The organism is Laspinema sp. D2d, from assembly GCF_025370755.1.
In the GTDB taxonomy this organism is placed as follows: domain Bacteria; phylum Cyanobacteriota; class Cyanobacteriia; order Cyanobacteriales; family Laspinemataceae; genus Laspinema.
Window position 1 is genome coordinate 17,981 of sequence record NZ_JAMXFC010000025.1, and the last position, 15,572, is coordinate 33,552.

19 protein-coding genes are annotated in these 15,572 nt (G+C 47.8%); 11 read left to right on the plus strand and 8 right to left on the minus strand.

Annotated elements, in window-relative coordinates:
* Positions 1-45: 45 nt before the first annotated feature.
* Positions 46-1,053: a hypothetical protein gene (locus tag NG796_RS16740; protein WP_261207988.1), complete on the minus strand. Its 1,008-nt coding sequence runs from the start codon at positions 1,051-1,053 to the stop codon at positions 46-48.
* Positions 1,054-1,250: 197 nt separating this feature from the next.
* Between NG796_RS16740 and NG796_RS16745 the strand changes: the two genes are divergently transcribed.
* The 3 genes from NG796_RS16745 (at position 1,251) to NG796_RS16755 (ending at position 3,284) form a co-directional block, all read left to right on the plus strand.
* The gene (locus tag NG796_RS16745) at positions 1,251-2,240 is read left to right on the plus strand and encodes a hypothetical protein (RefSeq protein ID WP_261207989.1); all 990 of its coding nucleotides are present in this window, start codon (positions 1,251-1,253) and stop codon (positions 2,238-2,240) included.
* Positions 2,241-2,586: 346 nt separating this feature from the next.
* Positions 2,587-2,943, plus strand: a complete 357-nt coding sequence (locus NG796_RS16750) for a DUF4087 domain-containing protein (protein ID WP_261207990.1) — start codon at positions 2,587-2,589, stop codon at positions 2,941-2,943.
* Between the two features lie 44 nt (positions 2,944-2,987).
* A complete protein-coding gene (locus NG796_RS16755; protein WP_261207991.1) occupies positions 2,988-3,284 on the plus strand; it encodes a hypothetical protein in 297 nt (98 codons plus the stop codon).
* 148 nt (positions 3,285-3,432) lie between these two features.
* Here the strand turns inward: NG796_RS16755 and NG796_RS16760 are convergent, their stop codons facing one another.
* Positions 3,433-3,585 (minus strand): hypothetical protein, encoded by a 153-nt coding sequence (locus NG796_RS16760; protein ID WP_261207992.1) that lies wholly within the window; start codon positions 3,583-3,585, stop codon positions 3,433-3,435.
* Positions 3,586-3,862: 277 nt separating this feature from the next.
* On the opposite strand from NG796_RS16760, the gene NG796_RS16765 reads away from it, so the two are divergent.
* A complete protein-coding gene (locus NG796_RS16765; protein WP_261207993.1) occupies positions 3,863-5,311 on the plus strand; it encodes a DUF4157 domain-containing protein in 1,449 nt (482 codons plus the stop codon).
* A gap of 242 nt (positions 5,312-5,553) precedes the next feature.
* Here NG796_RS16765 and NG796_RS16770 read toward each other — a convergent pair whose 3' ends face one another.
* Positions 5,554-5,742 carry a hypothetical protein gene (locus tag NG796_RS16770; RefSeq protein ID WP_261207994.1) on the minus strand — a complete coding sequence of 63 codons (189 nt, stop codon included), beginning with the start codon at positions 5,740-5,742 and terminating at the stop codon, positions 5,554-5,556.
* Between the two features lie 318 nt (positions 5,743-6,060).
* Between NG796_RS16770 and NG796_RS16775 the strand changes: the two genes are divergently transcribed.
* The 3 genes from NG796_RS16775 to NG796_RS16785 all read left to right on the plus strand — a co-directional run bounded on the left by NG796_RS16775 (position 6,061) and on the right by NG796_RS16785 (position 8,203).
* Positions 6,061-6,336, plus strand: coding sequence for a DUF6464 family protein (locus tag NG796_RS16775; RefSeq protein ID WP_261207995.1), 276 nt, complete (start codon positions 6,061-6,063; stop codon positions 6,334-6,336).
* A 267-nt stretch (positions 6,337-6,603) separates the two neighbouring features.
* A complete protein-coding gene (locus NG796_RS16780) occupies positions 6,604-7,647 on the plus strand; it encodes a DUF4157 domain-containing protein (protein ID WP_261207996.1) in 1,044 nt (347 codons plus the stop codon).
* A gap of 247 nt (positions 7,648-7,894) precedes the next feature.
* Positions 7,895-8,203 carry a hypothetical protein gene (locus NG796_RS16785; protein ID WP_261207997.1) on the plus strand — a complete coding sequence of 103 codons (309 nt, stop codon included), beginning with the start codon at positions 7,895-7,897 and terminating at the stop codon, positions 8,201-8,203.
* 54 nt (positions 8,204-8,257) lie between these two features.
* Here NG796_RS16785 and NG796_RS16790 read toward each other — a convergent pair whose 3' ends face one another.
* From NG796_RS16790 to NG796_RS16800, 3 genes are all read right to left on the minus strand, one after another.
* Positions 8,258-8,413: a hypothetical protein gene (locus NG796_RS16790; RefSeq protein ID WP_261207998.1), complete on the minus strand. Its 156-nt coding sequence runs from the start codon at positions 8,411-8,413 to the stop codon at positions 8,258-8,260.
* A 167-nt stretch (positions 8,414-8,580) separates the two neighbouring features.
* A complete protein-coding gene (locus NG796_RS16795) occupies positions 8,581-9,036 on the minus strand; it encodes a hypothetical protein (RefSeq protein WP_261207999.1) in 456 nt (151 codons plus the stop codon).
* 13 nt (positions 9,037-9,049) lie between these two features.
* Entirely contained in the window at positions 9,050-10,114 is a 1,065-nt protein-coding gene (locus tag NG796_RS16800; RefSeq protein WP_261208000.1) for a hypothetical protein, read from the minus strand.
* 375 nt (positions 10,115-10,489) lie between these two features.
* On the opposite strand from NG796_RS16800, the gene NG796_RS16805 reads away from it, so the two are divergent.
* The gene (locus NG796_RS16805) at positions 10,490-10,738 is read left to right on the plus strand and encodes a hypothetical protein (RefSeq protein ID WP_261208001.1); all 249 of its coding nucleotides are present in this window, start codon (positions 10,490-10,492) and stop codon (positions 10,736-10,738) included.
* 183 nt (positions 10,739-10,921) lie between these two features.
* Here the strand turns inward: NG796_RS16805 and NG796_RS16810 are convergent, their stop codons facing one another.
* A complete protein-coding gene (locus NG796_RS16810) occupies positions 10,922-11,176 on the minus strand; it encodes a hypothetical protein (protein WP_261208002.1) in 255 nt (84 codons plus the stop codon).
* A gap of 471 nt (positions 11,177-11,647) precedes the next feature.
* On the opposite strand from NG796_RS16810, the gene NG796_RS16815 reads away from it, so the two are divergent.
* A complete protein-coding gene (locus NG796_RS16815; protein ID WP_261208003.1) occupies positions 11,648-12,016 on the plus strand; it encodes a YcxB family protein in 369 nt (122 codons plus the stop codon).
* Positions 12,017-12,734: 718 nt separating this feature from the next.
* Here NG796_RS16815 and NG796_RS16820 read toward each other — a convergent pair.
* A complete protein-coding gene (locus tag NG796_RS16820; RefSeq protein WP_261208004.1) occupies positions 12,735-13,190 on the minus strand; it encodes a hypothetical protein in 456 nt (151 codons plus the stop codon).
* 242 nt (positions 13,191-13,432) lie between these two features.
* Here NG796_RS16820 and NG796_RS16825 point away from each other — a divergent pair, with 242 nt between their 5' ends.
* Positions 13,433-14,383, plus strand: coding sequence for a tyrosine-type recombinase/integrase (locus tag NG796_RS16825; RefSeq protein ID WP_261208005.1), 951 nt, complete (start codon positions 13,433-13,435; stop codon positions 14,381-14,383).
* A 153-nt stretch (positions 14,384-14,536) separates the two neighbouring features.
* Entirely contained in the window at positions 14,537-15,499 is a 963-nt protein-coding gene (locus tag NG796_RS16830) for a hypothetical protein (protein WP_261208006.1), read from the plus strand.
* Positions 15,500-15,572 lie beyond the last annotated feature (73 nt).

The window sequence follows — 15,572 nt, forward strand, 5'->3', positions numbered from 1 at the left end:
GGTCCTTCCCGTGGCGATCGCATCAAATCAACTTGCACGGATCAACTACTTCCGCCCAAACTTTTTCCGTAGCGAGTCAAAGAATCCCGTGGGTGGCTCAGAGGGTTCGACCTGAGTTCCCGGGGCAGTCTCAACGCTATAAACTGGCAGGCGCGTCCCTAACTGCTCCACCGGCTGTTTTGACAGTTGGAACAAGAACACACCACGCGGGTTATCAATTGATTCCCAAGTCGCTTCCACATGAGCCAAAGCCCCACGCACCTGGCTGAGATGGTGCTTTTCGATATCTCCCACTACTTTCTTATCCAGCGGAATCTGACAGGCCGCCAGCCTGTCCTTGACCTCCTGAGTGAGGTTGTTTGACGCAGGTCGCGCTACCACACTCACCGTCACCGTTTGCCCCGATGCTGGCGAGTTCGTTTCATTACTTGCAACCTGCGGAACATTTGTCTCAGTCGGAGTATGTTGCGAAGCCAGGGTTTTTGTTTTAACTGCCGGGGTTACCCGAGATGTTTGGGGGGCCTCTTCTTCTTGAGCGTTAGCGGGCCAGCCCTCTTTGGTGGGATGACTCTTTTGTAATGAGGTCTTTTGTTTCGATGTGTGACTATCCCGCACGTCGATATGAGGACTAGCACTCTCATGGATATGTGGAGACTCACACATCGAGTCTGGCAAGGGTTTCAGCCGTTGGAGTGCCTCGTAGTCCAGGCTGTACCAACCTCGGTGCCACCAGTGTTGCTTCTTGCGTTTCTCGAACAAAACAAGGCCCAACTCGCGTAGTTTTTCCAGGGCCTGCCGGACCCCCCAGATACTCATCCAGGGGAATTGCTCTTGCCACGTTTGTAAAGAATTGTGAATCCAGCGACGCCCTTGAGAGTCGGTCTCGCCGGAGTGGCCCTTCATCCAAAAGTCTAGTTGTTGCAGGACTAGCGCCATATCCACGGCCCAAGTTTTGTACTGGGCATCGTCGATTTGGGCGAGGGTTGCGGCAAGTTCGGGGCATAAAACTAGCCGTGCGGATCCAAAAAGGTCCGCAAAAACGGTATTATTCATGATGTCAGCTCCTGGTCTCATCAGGGGTTGGTAGGGTTTGGGGTGGTGCTAACATCCCAAGCCTGTTCCTTTTATTTTACTACAGCCGCCTGAAAATCTTGCACAGATTTGGCAAAGTTTTGATACAACAGATAATCAGTCTCAATGCAGCTTGAGCGTTAGAATCGGGTTGGTTTCATTCGTTTGCCTTCACTGCCATGAACAAGACATTAGCCGAAGCGAAAGCCATCCATCGCCAGGGCTTAGAAATTGCCAAGCGCTCGGATTGGTTCCAAAAGCTGGACCGTCGCTATCGCAAGGTGGATGGTTACGAGCCGTTCTCCACTGCTGCGAAAAACCTCGCCTACAATTTGGTGGCAGCGGAGTCCGGTTTCGTGGGAGGGTTGCTCGAACCGCAACGAATGTTAGACGATTTTGCGTGGAGTGCGGTAATTTCTTCGGCCTGGACTCTAGCTTACAACCCGTTCCCAGTCTGGTGGCTGCACCGAAATTTGTTTGAAGCGTTTGAGGCGTCGGACCTGCCCAAGGCGATTGCGGATTTGCAGGTGAGCGCACCGTTTGGGATGATTATGTTGCCGCGAGATAGAATCCTCAACCCGGATGGCGAACCCTGTGACTGGATTTTCTTTCAGCATCTGTCCCAAGGGTCCGTGCCACCCACGTTGCGCTTTGGGCGGCATACGATTCAATTCCAGCCCGTAGAATGCGAAAAGTTGCGCTGGGTTACGGTACTCAGAAATGGCACATCTTACGCCAGCCTTGTCGAAATCAACGGCGATGAACTCGTTCGGGGCAACTTTTCGATGGGGACTCAGTGTTTGACTGACAGCAACCAAGACCTGACCCTCGAACAACAATTCCAGTTAACTCTCGAAAAAATTGTCTTGCAAACGCTCCTTTACCTCCAAATCCGCCCCGATGATTTGCTGGCTCCCACGAACGCGGTCCGCATCTCTAACAAGGGCCAAGGGTTTGCTGGCAAGAAATCTGACAAGGACCGGCTCAATCCGCTTATCCTCGGGCAACAGTTTCAGCCTCAGACTGAACGCATCTCACGTTCTGCTCACTCAACCCATGCCACCCCCCGGACTCACTGGCGGCGAGGTCACTGGCGGAGGGTGGCAGTCGGCGAGGGACGGCAAGAACGGAAATGGCGATGGATTCAGCCGGTCTTGGTCAATGGGTGAGGGGTTGCACTGAGCCGATAACTGGAGGCGATAGTGCTTACCTGAACTGGCATTCTAACGGTCGGGGGTGATACTTGCTGGTAAACGAGCCTCTATGCAAGAACTGTGACAATTTGGGACCGAGTTGGATGCGATAAGCCTACACCCGGGCTGGTGCTTACCGCAACCGGGAATAAGCCTTGCAAATAGGGAACTTTCATCTTAACTTGGCTGAGTCTGGTTCCATCTTTTGTACCAATCGCCTTGACCGGCCTCAGTTGTACTTGGCAGTCATAGTCAGTGCTACAATCCGTAATATTATCGCCTCGCCTGCTTCAAACGTTATTTGCGGAATAAATACCAGACTATGCAAAAAATTGGATGGGTTACGCTTGCTTTAATTTCCACCGCCCTTCCCGCCACGGCGACCGAACTCCGTTGTGGCTGGCTGCGAAATCCAACGCCAGCCAACTGGTTGTTAACCGATAGAGACACAACCTGGACGATTGGAGCGCAGGGTGGCTATCAAGCTCAAGGCATGGAAAATATTCCTGACCTTGGCGAGGAATATGTCCGAACGAATGTCAATTACGGATATGGTTGCGCCTGTTTGGAAGTCGTCACCGATAGCGAACGAGACCGAATTGTTCGGATTGAAGGCGGGGAAGCCCTAGAGTTGAGCGTGTGTCGCACTGACCCAGATTTGCCTCCGATGCGGCGGTGAGTCCCTTGCATTGAGCGTTTGCCGCACCGGCGGGAGGAATAATCATGACACTTTCCAAGTTTCAGCAAGACTGGTGGGATACTCTAGCTCCCGATGAGCAGACTCAAGCTGATTTGATAGTGCGGCAGGATGTGCTCGGGGCATTCATTGCTTTGATTCCAACCAGTGCGGGCTATGGGAATTTTTGGCAAGCTCGGGGGTTCGACTCGGAAAGAGCCAAGGCGTTTCTATGCAAAGAACTCAGGATGCAACGGTTGCTCGGGAATCTGGAGAAACCTGGCAATCCGGTTGAGTTTCTGGAAGTCTGGTTTGAACTGGATGAGCGATGCGATCGCAAGTAGGCATAGCTGATGCTTACCGCCTGGAATGAAACCTCACATTGAATTGAGTTGGGAGAGGCGTCGCAACTGGCTGAATCCTCAAACTGTTAGCGCTGAGAGTTTTGGTGGAAGTCATCGCAACTAACACCCCAAGACCGACCGGAGTGACTTAGCCGGTCCCCAGTTGAAACCCTTGCAGATAAGGAGTTTTTGCCTCGGATGGGCCTACCCGATCCCGTTGGGTTTCGCTGGATTCTGATGGATTGGCACAAGCGATCGCCATGACCGAATTCAACAATTGCTGGACCCAGGGACCCGCCACCGGCTATGTTCTGAGCGATCGCCTCTTAAAACTACACTTTTGCTTGATGGTGTCCGGTTCTCCTGTGCAGACTTTAAATTTAGAGAGTTATGACACTAAAACTGCCTCGAATCTATTCCTTAAGATAGAGACGAATTGTCAAACTTAGTGAATATAAAGAGAAAGCGTTGCTACAAAAAAACAGTTTTTTGACTTGGGAATCAGGGGATTTGCCAGGTATATCACATTTTAATGATGGAAGTATAACGCAAAATAGTTTGAATTTAAACTTAAAACAATGACTAAGAAATTCATCTCGCGTCAGACGGACTTACCCCGGCAACCCGCAAAAAGCCCTTTTTCTCCCCGTCCGTTTTCGCCTGCTGTGCAAGCAAAAGCGCAAGACAATCCCACTGCTGCTCCTTTAGTGGAGCATTCGCCCCAAAATAGTAATCTACTTTCTCGCCTGACCCATTCCGAACCCGTATCTGAATCGCAACAAATCGGGTCGGAAGTTGGCAGGGAAGGCCCAGGCAATCAGCATAAGATTCAACGGAAACGTCAAGATAATCTCGCTCAAGTCTCAGCGGTTCCACCCACGCCTCCATCTACTTCACGTTTTCCTATCCAAGCCAAGCTGACTGTCGGCGATGTGGGGGATAAACACGAGCAGGAAACCCACCGGGTGGCGCGGCAAATGGCCAATCGCATCCAGGCTCCTCAAGCCAATCTCCAAAGCAGTGATTCCAATCCCATTCAGCGGAAAATCTCCAGTGAAAAGACGGCTGAACCGATACAAGCCAAAGGAGATAAACCCGCCAATCAAACGGGATTACCGGATAACCTCAAAGCCGAAATCGAAAATCTATCAGGATATTCCCTAGATGATGTCAGGGTCCATTACAACTCGCCAAAACCCGCCCAATTACAGGCATTAGCTTACACCCAAGGCACTGAGATTCATGTAGCGCCTGGACAAGAGAAGCATTTACCCCATGAAGCATGGCACGTTGTCCAGCAGAAGCAAGGAAGGGTGAAGCCGACCATACAAATGAAGGGGACACAGATTAACGATGATCAGGGTTTGGAGAGAGAAGCAGATCTGATGGGCCAGAAAGCAAAAATATCAGGAGACAGCAAAGACAGGCAAACTCAGGTGCAATCCGAAAATAAAAGAGGACCAATAGGATTGCCAGATAATCTCAAAAGCTGTCAGTTAATGGGAAATTATTTTAAGAACAATCTTCCTATTCAATTGGTTAAAGAGTATAAGCATTTAGTTATAGACAAACAAGACGTGGGATTGGATGCACTGCGTGAATCTTTGAATGAAAACGGCTTGCAAACAGCAGAAAACAGGAATATTTCTCTGTCGGAAGGCAGTGAAAAACTAGGACACCACCAGCACGTTTTTATGTGGGATAGTTCAAAGAAAGGAATTCAAGGTTCAATTGGTATTGAGTCACAGGGGGAAGTAGTAAAAGTCAGGATTAGAATGCAAGGATTAAGTGAGCCAACTTGGTATAGCAGAGGAACTTTAAAAGGTGATAATATGGGGCCATTAGGTGGAAAATCTACAACTGGAGCATGGGCTTATGAGGGAGATATTCCACGGAAATATTTATTTATTGATGGAATGGATAGTGTCAGTCAACCTGGTTTTGAAAGTTGGTATGAAGGAAAGGGCTGGCCAGACGATCATGCAGAATTAGCATTAAGAAGATATGGCTATACTGAGATACTTTGATAATTTGGTAGGATTACGGCTTTTGTAGGGCGTCAATAAAATGAAACCTACCTTCTTACCTTCAATACTATATCCTGACCCGAAAGAGGGAAATAATGGTGGATTCTGGCAGTTATTGGCTGAGTTTTTGTCGGTTGCCAACTTAAATATCGTCTTGCCAAATTAATGTCGCTAAACTTGATAGCCTGAATCCCTCTGTGCATAAAGGTTCAGGCTATTTTTACACGAGGACCCACCCCAAACTAGGCTTGACAAATTAAATGTCGTCTTTTGTAATTTTGACAAATTAGAGGTCGTTTCTTGTAAAAGGTATTGGCAAGGGATTGTAAGTAGGCTTCTTCTGCGCCATCGGTAACGGGAGAATCAGAAATCAGATAACTGCCGAAACCGTGGGAGAAGCACCGACAAACTGATTGATTGCTGGGCGACATTAATCTGTCAACGGCGACAAATAATGTGGCAACCGATAGTTTTGCTGTGATGGTATTCGCCTCTTAGGACTGAAGCGGGAAATAACTCTCAACGCTGACAGTTAGGGAACTCCAAAAAATAAAACCTCCAGAACGTTCGTTCGTAGTTCCGGATCAACGGAGTAGCCCAGTCAATGTAGGGGCGCAATGTGCAGGCTTTTTAGAGGGCTTGTACATTGCGCCCCTACATTTCCTTTCAGTTGAACGGTTGGATGATTTATTTTTTGTAATCCCCTTATTTTAAAGATGGCCGTTTAGTTTCAGAGGCGATCGCCACCCATGCCCAAACTCCCCGAATGCCACACCTGCCGATACAACGCTCAGAATTACTTGTTAGTCTGCGCCCTGCATCCATCGGGACCCACGGGCGAGACCTGCAAAGACTACGACCCAAGCACATCATTAATACATATACCCTTTCAAGACTTTCTCGGACTGGGCGAACTCGTGGACATTGAAGCCCCAATCAACAATCCCTATCACGATGAAGCCGAGGAAAATTGGGCACCAGACGGCTGGCAGTTTGTCAGTGGTGAGTTACGGCGGGTGGATTGAGGCAGTGGAATAGACGATCGCATTGTTGCGGAGCAGCTTTCCCCCTGATTCAGTTTGGCAAGCCAGACAGGGCGAAATTTTTCTCTATTCAGATAAAAAATAATAAGATAATTATGTGCATCATTTACGCAAAATGTCAATTAACTAAGGGATAGTATTTTTATTTTTCAAGGCAAATCAACCGCGACGTTCGGAGAATTTACTAAATAGATTTTAGCCAGATAAAATGAAGCTCTAAAGCAAAATCGAATAAATCAGGTCAACACTATGGCATTACGGTCCAAAATCCAACGGAATCAACCGACAAACTTTAAACCAGCTCCTAAAACTGGAATGTTTCAATCGCGTCCGTTTGCGGCACCTAAATCCGCATCCTCGCAGACTCCAGAAGTTCAGGCCAAAGCAAAAACTCAGTCTCAATCTAACCGCCTCAGCTACGTTGATTTTTCAGTACCGCCAACGATTCAACCTAAGTTAACCATTGGCGCACCGGGTGACAAGTATGAGCAAGAAGCTGACACCGTTGCCCGAAAAGTTGTGCAGCAAGTCAACTCATCTGGGTCGGGAGCAAGTGAAACCGTGCAGCGTCAGAGTCCCACGCTCTCCATTCAACCCAAGCTGTCTTTTCCCACACGATCAATACAACGTCGAAAAGAAGAAGCAACCCCTGACTTGGAATCCTCCATCAGCCGCGCTAAAGGTGGCGGGTCTCCACTAGATAATGCCACTCGTCCCAAAATGGAGAGTGCGTTTGGTGCAGATTTTGGCGGCGTGCGTGTTCATACCGATGCTAGTTCAGATATGTTAAGTCGGTCTATCAGCGCTCGTGCTTTTACGACAGGACAGCACATTTTCTTTAAGAAAGGCGAATACAATCCGAGTAGTGCTGGAGGACAAGAGTTGTTGGCTCATGAGTTGACTCATGTCGTTCAGCAAGCCGGTAATAATTCAGGGGCTGTTATGAAATCTGAATCACATATTCAGAGATTCCCTACACCAGAAAAATCTAACAAGAAAAATGAGGAAATTAAGGTAAATTCACAGGCAGAAATTAATCTCGAAAAAGAAAATTTGAAAGAACAACATCAAGAAGAAATGGCATTACTGACTCAGAAAAAAGTTTTAAGAGAATCACAACCAAACTTTAAAGCCTTGCCACCCAAAGAAAAAGAACTTTTGGAACAAGAGTTTAAGCGTGAACAAGAAGATTTAAAAATCAAGCAAAAAGAAGAAAATGAACAGCTTGAAGACAAAGAGAGTATCAACAAGAACCAGCCAAAATCCGGAAATATCCTACCAAGAAATAAATAAAAAGTAATTTTACATTAAAAGAATGAAATGCAAAAACCCACGGGAATGACCGGCAGTTGTTGGAGATGTCTATTGACACCGGCATAAAGCTGTTTCGACTCACTAGAGTCTCATTCCTCATTATCTTCAGCGGCGGAATACTCGAACGTTTCCATTGAGGATGCGATCGCACCGTGGTCCAGTTACTTTGCCATATTTTCACCGGCGCTTAATCGGACAACGGTTAGCGTTCTTGTAGTTATGGGGTATGCAAAAATTGAATCACACCAGCTTGCCGCCACCCATGCTCAAACCAGAATGCAACTCCTGCCGATATCACTCCCACCATTACGCCCTCTTTTGTACCGTTCATTCATCGGGGCCATCGCAAGAAACTTGCTTGGACCATGACCCAGACCCTAACTCAGAAACCCGACAGTTTCAAGATTTCCTCGGACTGGGGGAAACCGTGAACATTGAAGCTCCCATCACCAATCCCTATCACGATGCGCCCGAGGAAAACTGGACACCGGACGGCTGGCAATTTGTCGGTGGGCAACTGCGGCGGGTGGAGTAGGCGATCGCCTGGTTTTCAACCTGATAACTATCAATGCCCACAGTTTAGGAATCATCACCCGGCTAAACTGTCGGAGGCGACACTTTGGAGAAAAACTCTGCCGCATGACCCGCGACGATCGCCCAGTCTCTGCGAAGGAGAATCGCTTTCAACCTGGACCATTTCTGCGAAGCCATTCACATCCACGCCCGATTCTCTGGCTGTTGCCATCTAGGGATTCGACCCTGAGCGTGACATGGGCTAGAAACTAAAACGGGTTGCAGGTTGTTAGTGGCGATCGCAAGTAGGCATAGTTAAGCGCTTCGCGCAGGCTGCGCCAACGCTGTGCGGCGTTCCAGAAAACTGAAAACAGTACCCAGAGTATGAGTCCTATGAAACTAAGGATTAATGGTAAACTCTTTAATGGTAGGTTCGGAGTTTGCTACATTAGGTAGAGTAAGAATTACTTGATAGTTTCCCGGTTGCCATCCTCTCGCTGGACTAGAAATTGATGACACGACAAAGTTATCACTTCCTTTAGGCTTGATTGTTTCTTGGGTCAGCGGAATTTCTTGTCCCGCTACCGGACCAGTATTGGGCAAGTATTTCCAATCGACAGTAACTAGGGTATTACTTGAAGCATTTTTCAAATTAGCACTAACAAATAATGGCTGGTTTTTATTGTCAAACACTGGTGAGTCTTCTTGACAAAAGCCTTCGACATTTAATTGTTCACAAGTTTTAATCTCAGACAGTTGAGGTTTCCTGAATGGTCCACAACTCGTTACCCCCACTAGGCTAAAAGCCAAAGCAAGGGGAAAGAATGAAGTTCGGAAATATCGCGTTAAAATCATTTAAAATCTCCGATTAAATAGTCAAGGCTCTCTGAATCAATCGGTCTATAATAGAGGGTCTTTCCCCTGAAGTGATGTTAGTGGCAACACCTAGGAATTTTTCAGTTTCCTGCCGGAGCAAGCCATGTTCTAACCATTCTTGTGCGAAAAATTCATTTTGACCCGGTGTAGCAACTATATTGAGGAACTTCATAATAGCGGCATTTTCTTGCATTTCGTCATAAACTGCTAATCTTTCTTTAATAGTTACTTGCCCGTCTCGCTCGATTACTTGTTGTAAGTAGGCTTTTTGGAATTGGTAATAATTCCAGTCTGAAAGTTGTAGGTCCCCCACTCCTAAACCCATAATTTTTAAAGTATCTCTCCCGATTGATGAGCTAACGATAGCCACCAAGTTAGTTCGTCTTTTAAATGCTTCAGCCTTTTGGTTGACTTCACTAATCAGCTTATCTAAAACATTATTAATGTCTTTGAATAACTGTTTTTGCATTTCTTCTATCTTTTCTAAAGTTGGAGCAACTAGCTCACTTCTAATTTTGCCTGGGGTGTAATCCTCGGCTATTGTAGCTACTTTATTCAAGCTAGATGCAATAATTTCTGCAACTTGACTTATCCGAGCCTCTACATAAACGTTAGTCTCATGCAGCAACGCTTTGGCTTCTTCTAAAGCCTCATTCAGGAAAGAGCGAAGTTCAGTTAGAGTCTGATTCAGCAATTCTTTGTAAGTTTCTCCTACATTGGTGATAATATTATTCGCAACTTCTTCAAACTTATTAGCCACAGCTATTCCAGCATTCTTGAGTTGGTCTGCTGCTTTGGTAATAACATAGTCTAATTTATTGAGTACACCATCAGCCAACCCCTTGAAAACATTGGCGATTGATTCGACCACTTCTTTGATAAATTTAAAAGGATTGGGGACAGATATTTTCGGGATAAATGAACCAATTGAAGGAATTCTTCCCATATCAAAAGGGAGTATCCCATTGTTGCTGATTGTTTGAGCGAGGATATCGACGGGCAGGGCCAAACCGACCGTGCTACCTACCCCTTTTATAAAATTTTCACCTGCACCCACTGCCTTTTTCCAAGCCTTACTTAGGGACATATTATTCGTAGCTATAAAATAAATGTGATCCACTCATACAAAAGACATTTACATTATCCGGACATCGGCAAGCATATTTAAGGATGATGCCCAACGTAAAGCTCTAAGCTACTTCTAGGGACATAGGCTCCATACGATAGTGGCTCCTCAGCATTAGCCTGATCCCATGCGATAGATAGCTGATTCCCTGGACAGTTTGGTTCACAGGCGATCGCATAAATTCGGATGAGAGCGCATAAACCAATCTTAGGGAAATCTTGCCGAATCACTCCTAAATCAATACTGAGATAGAGGCATGAAAAACCGAAGGGGCATAAACTAAGAGCAACCATGAGGAGTGGCAAAATGACGAGAGAAGTTACGGACGCCAAGGGAATCACCTGGAGTTGTGTTCAGGCTTATGCGGGTCTTTCAGATGAGCCAGAAAACCGGGAGGCGGCCCAAGTGAAAGGAACTAGCGATACTTATTGGGTCGTTTGCACTCCGGATGGTGGGGCCAAGTCGGTACGGATTCAGCTAGAGGGTGAGTGGGAAAAATCTTACTCCGATGAAGAGTTGCTGGAGGCGCTCCAAGCCGAGCAGCAGGCAGATTGAGCGAGATTATTCGAGGGTAAATGGGACGCTGCAAACCAGTGCGACTCTAGTCCTCAGTGCCGATCGCCTTCCAAAACAAGACCTCCAGTTCCAGTTCCACCCAGATAAATTACTCGCCAATCAGTTCGGCTTCCTAGGGCCAATCGCCACCAAAACCAGACCCCTCCAGTTTCAGCATGGGGCTTAGGTGGGATGGAGTGGAATCATGCTCCTGCTAGAAGCGATCGCCCATTCGGCCACCAAGCCAGTCGCCTGAGCCGGAGGAAACTTTGGCCGATGTTGCGGTAAGCACCAGCTATGCCGTAGGCTATCGCTTGCCCATTCCCCTCGTCCTCCTCTAGTCAAATCGCTCTTTACCTGACTGGGTAAGACTTTGCCCAGGTGAACACAAGTCTGGTCAAATCGGGTTTTGCTATAAATAAGGTGACTTGTGTTCACCTGGGTCCAATGGAAAGACTAGCCCTTTTTTTGGGTAAGATTTTGCCATGCCTCCGCTGAAACCCGAGTTCATCCGCCCCATCACCACCATCTGAAATCACGAGCACTTTCACGGCAGGAGTACCAACCGGCTTTGACCCAAAATAGAAGGGTCCTATCCCCCGAAAAGAGTCGCTTTTTTTTCGAGGCGACTGGTCAATCCGACCGAGACTGCTCACCTACTTAGAAGGACCAATTTGGTGGCGGTTGTATTATTCGGGCATTGAGGTCGTTACAGCAGGACGTTCACTTATCAAATATTAGTTAAAGAAATACAAACCCATGAATATCTCTCTTGAATACAGATTGTCTCAAACCGAATTTAAGGAGGGGTTGATAATTGCTTACAAAGTTTTTCGCCTCATGCGTATTTACTTTTTTTATAAAATACTCGGCATAATATCGTTCATCATTGCGATAGTAAGTTTCCCGGTGGCAATCATTTATATGAAACTCGGATTATTAATCCTATCCACCTATTTGGGAATAGCGGGCTTTTTCCTAATGCCCAAGGTTCAGTTTGGAGTCGTTGCCAAGCGAATTTATAAAGAATACCCCTATTTAGCAGAACCTGTTCAACTCTTAATAAATGACGACCTTTTTATCTACACCAGTCCCGTGGGTAAAGCAGAATATGCCTGGAAAACAATCAAAAAAGTGGCTGAATCCAATTCCCTATTTGTCATGTTGCATATCACTAACGTCCATTATGTGCTTCCCAAGAGAGCATTTCCCAATGCAGAAACTATTGATTTATTTAAAACGATTTTGACGAATCATGATATAGAAATTTCCCAGTAAATGCAACTTAATCGTATCGGTTGCTAGAACTTAGAACTAGGGGTCATACGGACGCTAGAATAGCCCTGATTCTTATGGCCCCGGTTCACAAATAGAGGGGTCCTATTTGCGAGGGAAAAAATGGCTTGGTGTGTTTGAGGCGATCGGTCAACTGCCAACGAGACCTATTGCCCACTAAGGGGAACCAACTTTGTCGCTGTTGCATTCTTGGGCGATTCCACCTCATTCTGAGGCGGCTAACTTACCGAAATCGCTCCTTACCAGACAGGACAATGCTTTTGTGGGGTGAACACAAGTCCTGTGTCAAAGCTATTCCTTATAAATATGCCGACTTGTGTTCACCTAGTCCCAGGATTGACAATGGCTCCACTGAGTCCGAAAAAAATGCTGTAACGAAACTCGCCCCATTCGCCCCACTCGCCTGAGAAACTGTAAACCATTTCAGTTTGGCCCGATGGGTCCAGAGGCAACCGTGATGACGCCAAGCGAGTCAGCCTGCGATTTGACTAGACACCGCTATTCGATAACCGGCAAAATCTTTCAGTTGGGGGCAAGTCAAAAGGCGATTCGCTTGACCCAGACTAACCGGGTTCCAACGTCGCCCTCTAACTCGTATCCATAACGGCCAACAATGGCCCTTATCCAGATGAATGACATCCGAGTGGGTGGGAATCTAGCCCATGACTAAAATTTTATCACGACAACAAGACACCTTCTTTCAGCGCTCAACTTGATGGAACAACGCACCCCGTTTCTCCCAGCGAATCAAAGCCGGGTCATGGCTACGGCTCCACTTCTTGAATTCCTCGACCCCTTTGAGCACTGCTTCGTCAACTTCCTGGGCTGTCACTTTCAATCGTTGAGCGAGTTCTGCCGTAGTCAACGCTTTCGGCTTAATCGGTTCAGACATCACCGGCATGGAGCTACGTCTGCTGCCGCCTCTGCCCCCCGCACGCAAGACCGCCTCGACCACCGCCATCCGCTGTTGCAACTGGACCAGTTCGGACTTGAGTGCGTCGAGTTCGGGATTCTTCTGGGACCCGTCAAAAAACTCGCGCAGAATTTGCACTAACGCCGCACTCTCGCCTAGGTTGTGTTCTTCCATATATTGACGGAGCCGGTTATGGTATTCCACCGGCAAATAACCCACAATCCGTTTCGTTGGCGGTGTCATGCTTCGAGTGTGCTGTAGTCGTGCTTTGCTCTCCCATCATAGCCGCTGATTTGCCCTCGAATTGCGTGCCATTTCCAACCCATTTAAAGCATGACTATGAATTCGTTGGAATTGTCTATTGGACAGGTTTGCGCCGGTCAGACTTGTGGAAATACCTCTTTACCTGAGTGTGGCAGTTTCGCCAAAAGCCCCTCCTTCATGCGACCATCAGAATAGCCCCAGTCGTTCGGGAGAGCGGCTCCATGAGTTTATTAGTAGAATCTGTTGAACATCCGCACCCGTTGGCGTTACTTGAGCCATTGCCGCTCACCCGCCATCCCGCTGCGGTCTATCTCAGCCAGCTTTCGGAAAACAGCCGCCGCACCATGACCCACAACCTCAATTGGTGCGCCAGAGTTTTGAGTGCCGGTCAGTGCGATCGCCTGACGTTGGACTGGTCTAAGTTGCGCTACGAACACACGGCAGCCCTGCGCGCAATCTTGCTCGAAATTCACCCGCCATCAACGGGGAATTTAAAGTTGACAGCAATCAAGCAAGTGCTCAAAGCAGCACGGAAGTTGCGGTTGATAGATGCCGATGATTATGAGGATGCCGTTTCCATTGACCGGATTCGCGGGGACGCTCCTCTGCGGGGTCGGTTGTTGCAGCCGGACGAAATTCAAGCCCTGGTGCGGGTTTGCCTCGAATCAGAGACAACCATTGGCGTTCGGGATGCAGCCGCAGTCGCCTGCTTCTGTGCTGGATTGCGACGCGCAGAAGTGGTGGCCCTGGACTACCAGGATTGCGTTTGGGAAACGCGCGGCCTGCTGGTGCGACAAGGCAAAGGCAAAAAGTACCGCCAAACCTACCTGCGACCCGGTAGCCTAGAGTTGCTGGAAAACTGGGTGAGCTTGCGCGGACGTAGGGCCGGACCCTTGTTTTACCACTGTCAATGGTGGGGCGAGATTGTTCCCAAACGAATTACCAGTGAGGCGATCGCATTGCGGTTGCAAGAATGGGGCAAGGTGGCTGGGTTGGAACCGTTCTGTGCCCATGATTTTAGACGCACGTTTATCTCGAACCTGTTGGATAAAGGGGTGGATATCGCGACAGTCCAGCAGTTGGCCGGACATAGCAATATCGGAACCACGGCCCGCTATGACCGCAGGGGCGAGGAGACTAAGCGCGCAGCCGTACAAAAGCTGGAGTTTTAAAAGCTCGTTGCAGTGGAGTAGCCGTTGAGGTTTTTTCGGTTGCTTCCCAACGGAGGCGACTGACTCGACACCCAACCCGAACAACTTCGGGGATTCTGAACTCAACCGGGCAATTTTAGTTATCATACTAGCAAAGAAAAACCCGCCTGAACAATGAGCGATAAAGCCCAAATAGAACCCACACCAGCCAAATTAGAAACTACAAAAACAACTGAAGCGCCTGCCAAATTAGAAACTACAGAAACAATTGAAGTATCTGCCAAATTAGAAACTGCCGAAACAACTGAACCCGAACCCGAACCCGAACATAAGAGCGCATTTTTTCAAGCCGTTGGCATCCTCCCCGGCGAGGTTAGCTTTGAGGAGGGGAGTATCATGTCAAAAGTGACGGTGGGGGGTAAGGAATATCCACTCTTGTTCAAGCCCCGGTTGATGTCCGCAATGGTCGCCTTAAAACTGGAGATAAAACAGTCGGGAGTAAGCACTCAACGGTTGATTGTTTATCCAAAGGTGATGCACTTCCCGAAGCAGGACCAGCCCCATCAGCTTGCTTTTCAGTTGGTGGGATTTGAGAAAGACCCGGCATCGTCCGCCATCTCCATGCAGCTAGAAGATTTTGAGTTTAAGTTGTCTGGGTTGTGGCAGTTTATCCCAGTTTGTCGGGTTCCGGTCATTTCGGTGTTCCGCAATTTTGACGAAGCCATCCACCAGAATTTAAAGAAATTAGACGAAGCAATTGCGGCTAAAAAAAAGGTCAATTTCATGAAAGCGACCCATGTGCCTTTGATATGGAAAGATTCACCGTTCAAGCCATTCCGGTTCAACCCTAAACTCGAAAAAGAGGAGCAAGGTCGTCCACTGTTTCTGCAACTCAAAGCGAAGTTTATCCCGGAGAAAAACGGGTTTGAGTTTGTGGCATTACTCGCGCCACCGCTCGAAAAAGCACCTAAGTTTTTCAAGGCATCTAACGACGATAAAGCCACCGTCCAAAAGGAGAAAAGAAAGAACGCTACCCCTTCTAAGGCAAAGGCCACCCCCTCTAAGTCAAAGTCCAAACCTGCCCAAGCGAAGCCCAAACCCCGCCCGGTTAAAGCCCAACAAGAATCGGCGGAATAACGTGATGTGTCGAAGCTCCCAACAATTACCAACTACTCAACCGCTAGGCTACAAGCGATCGCTTCCCTCCCGT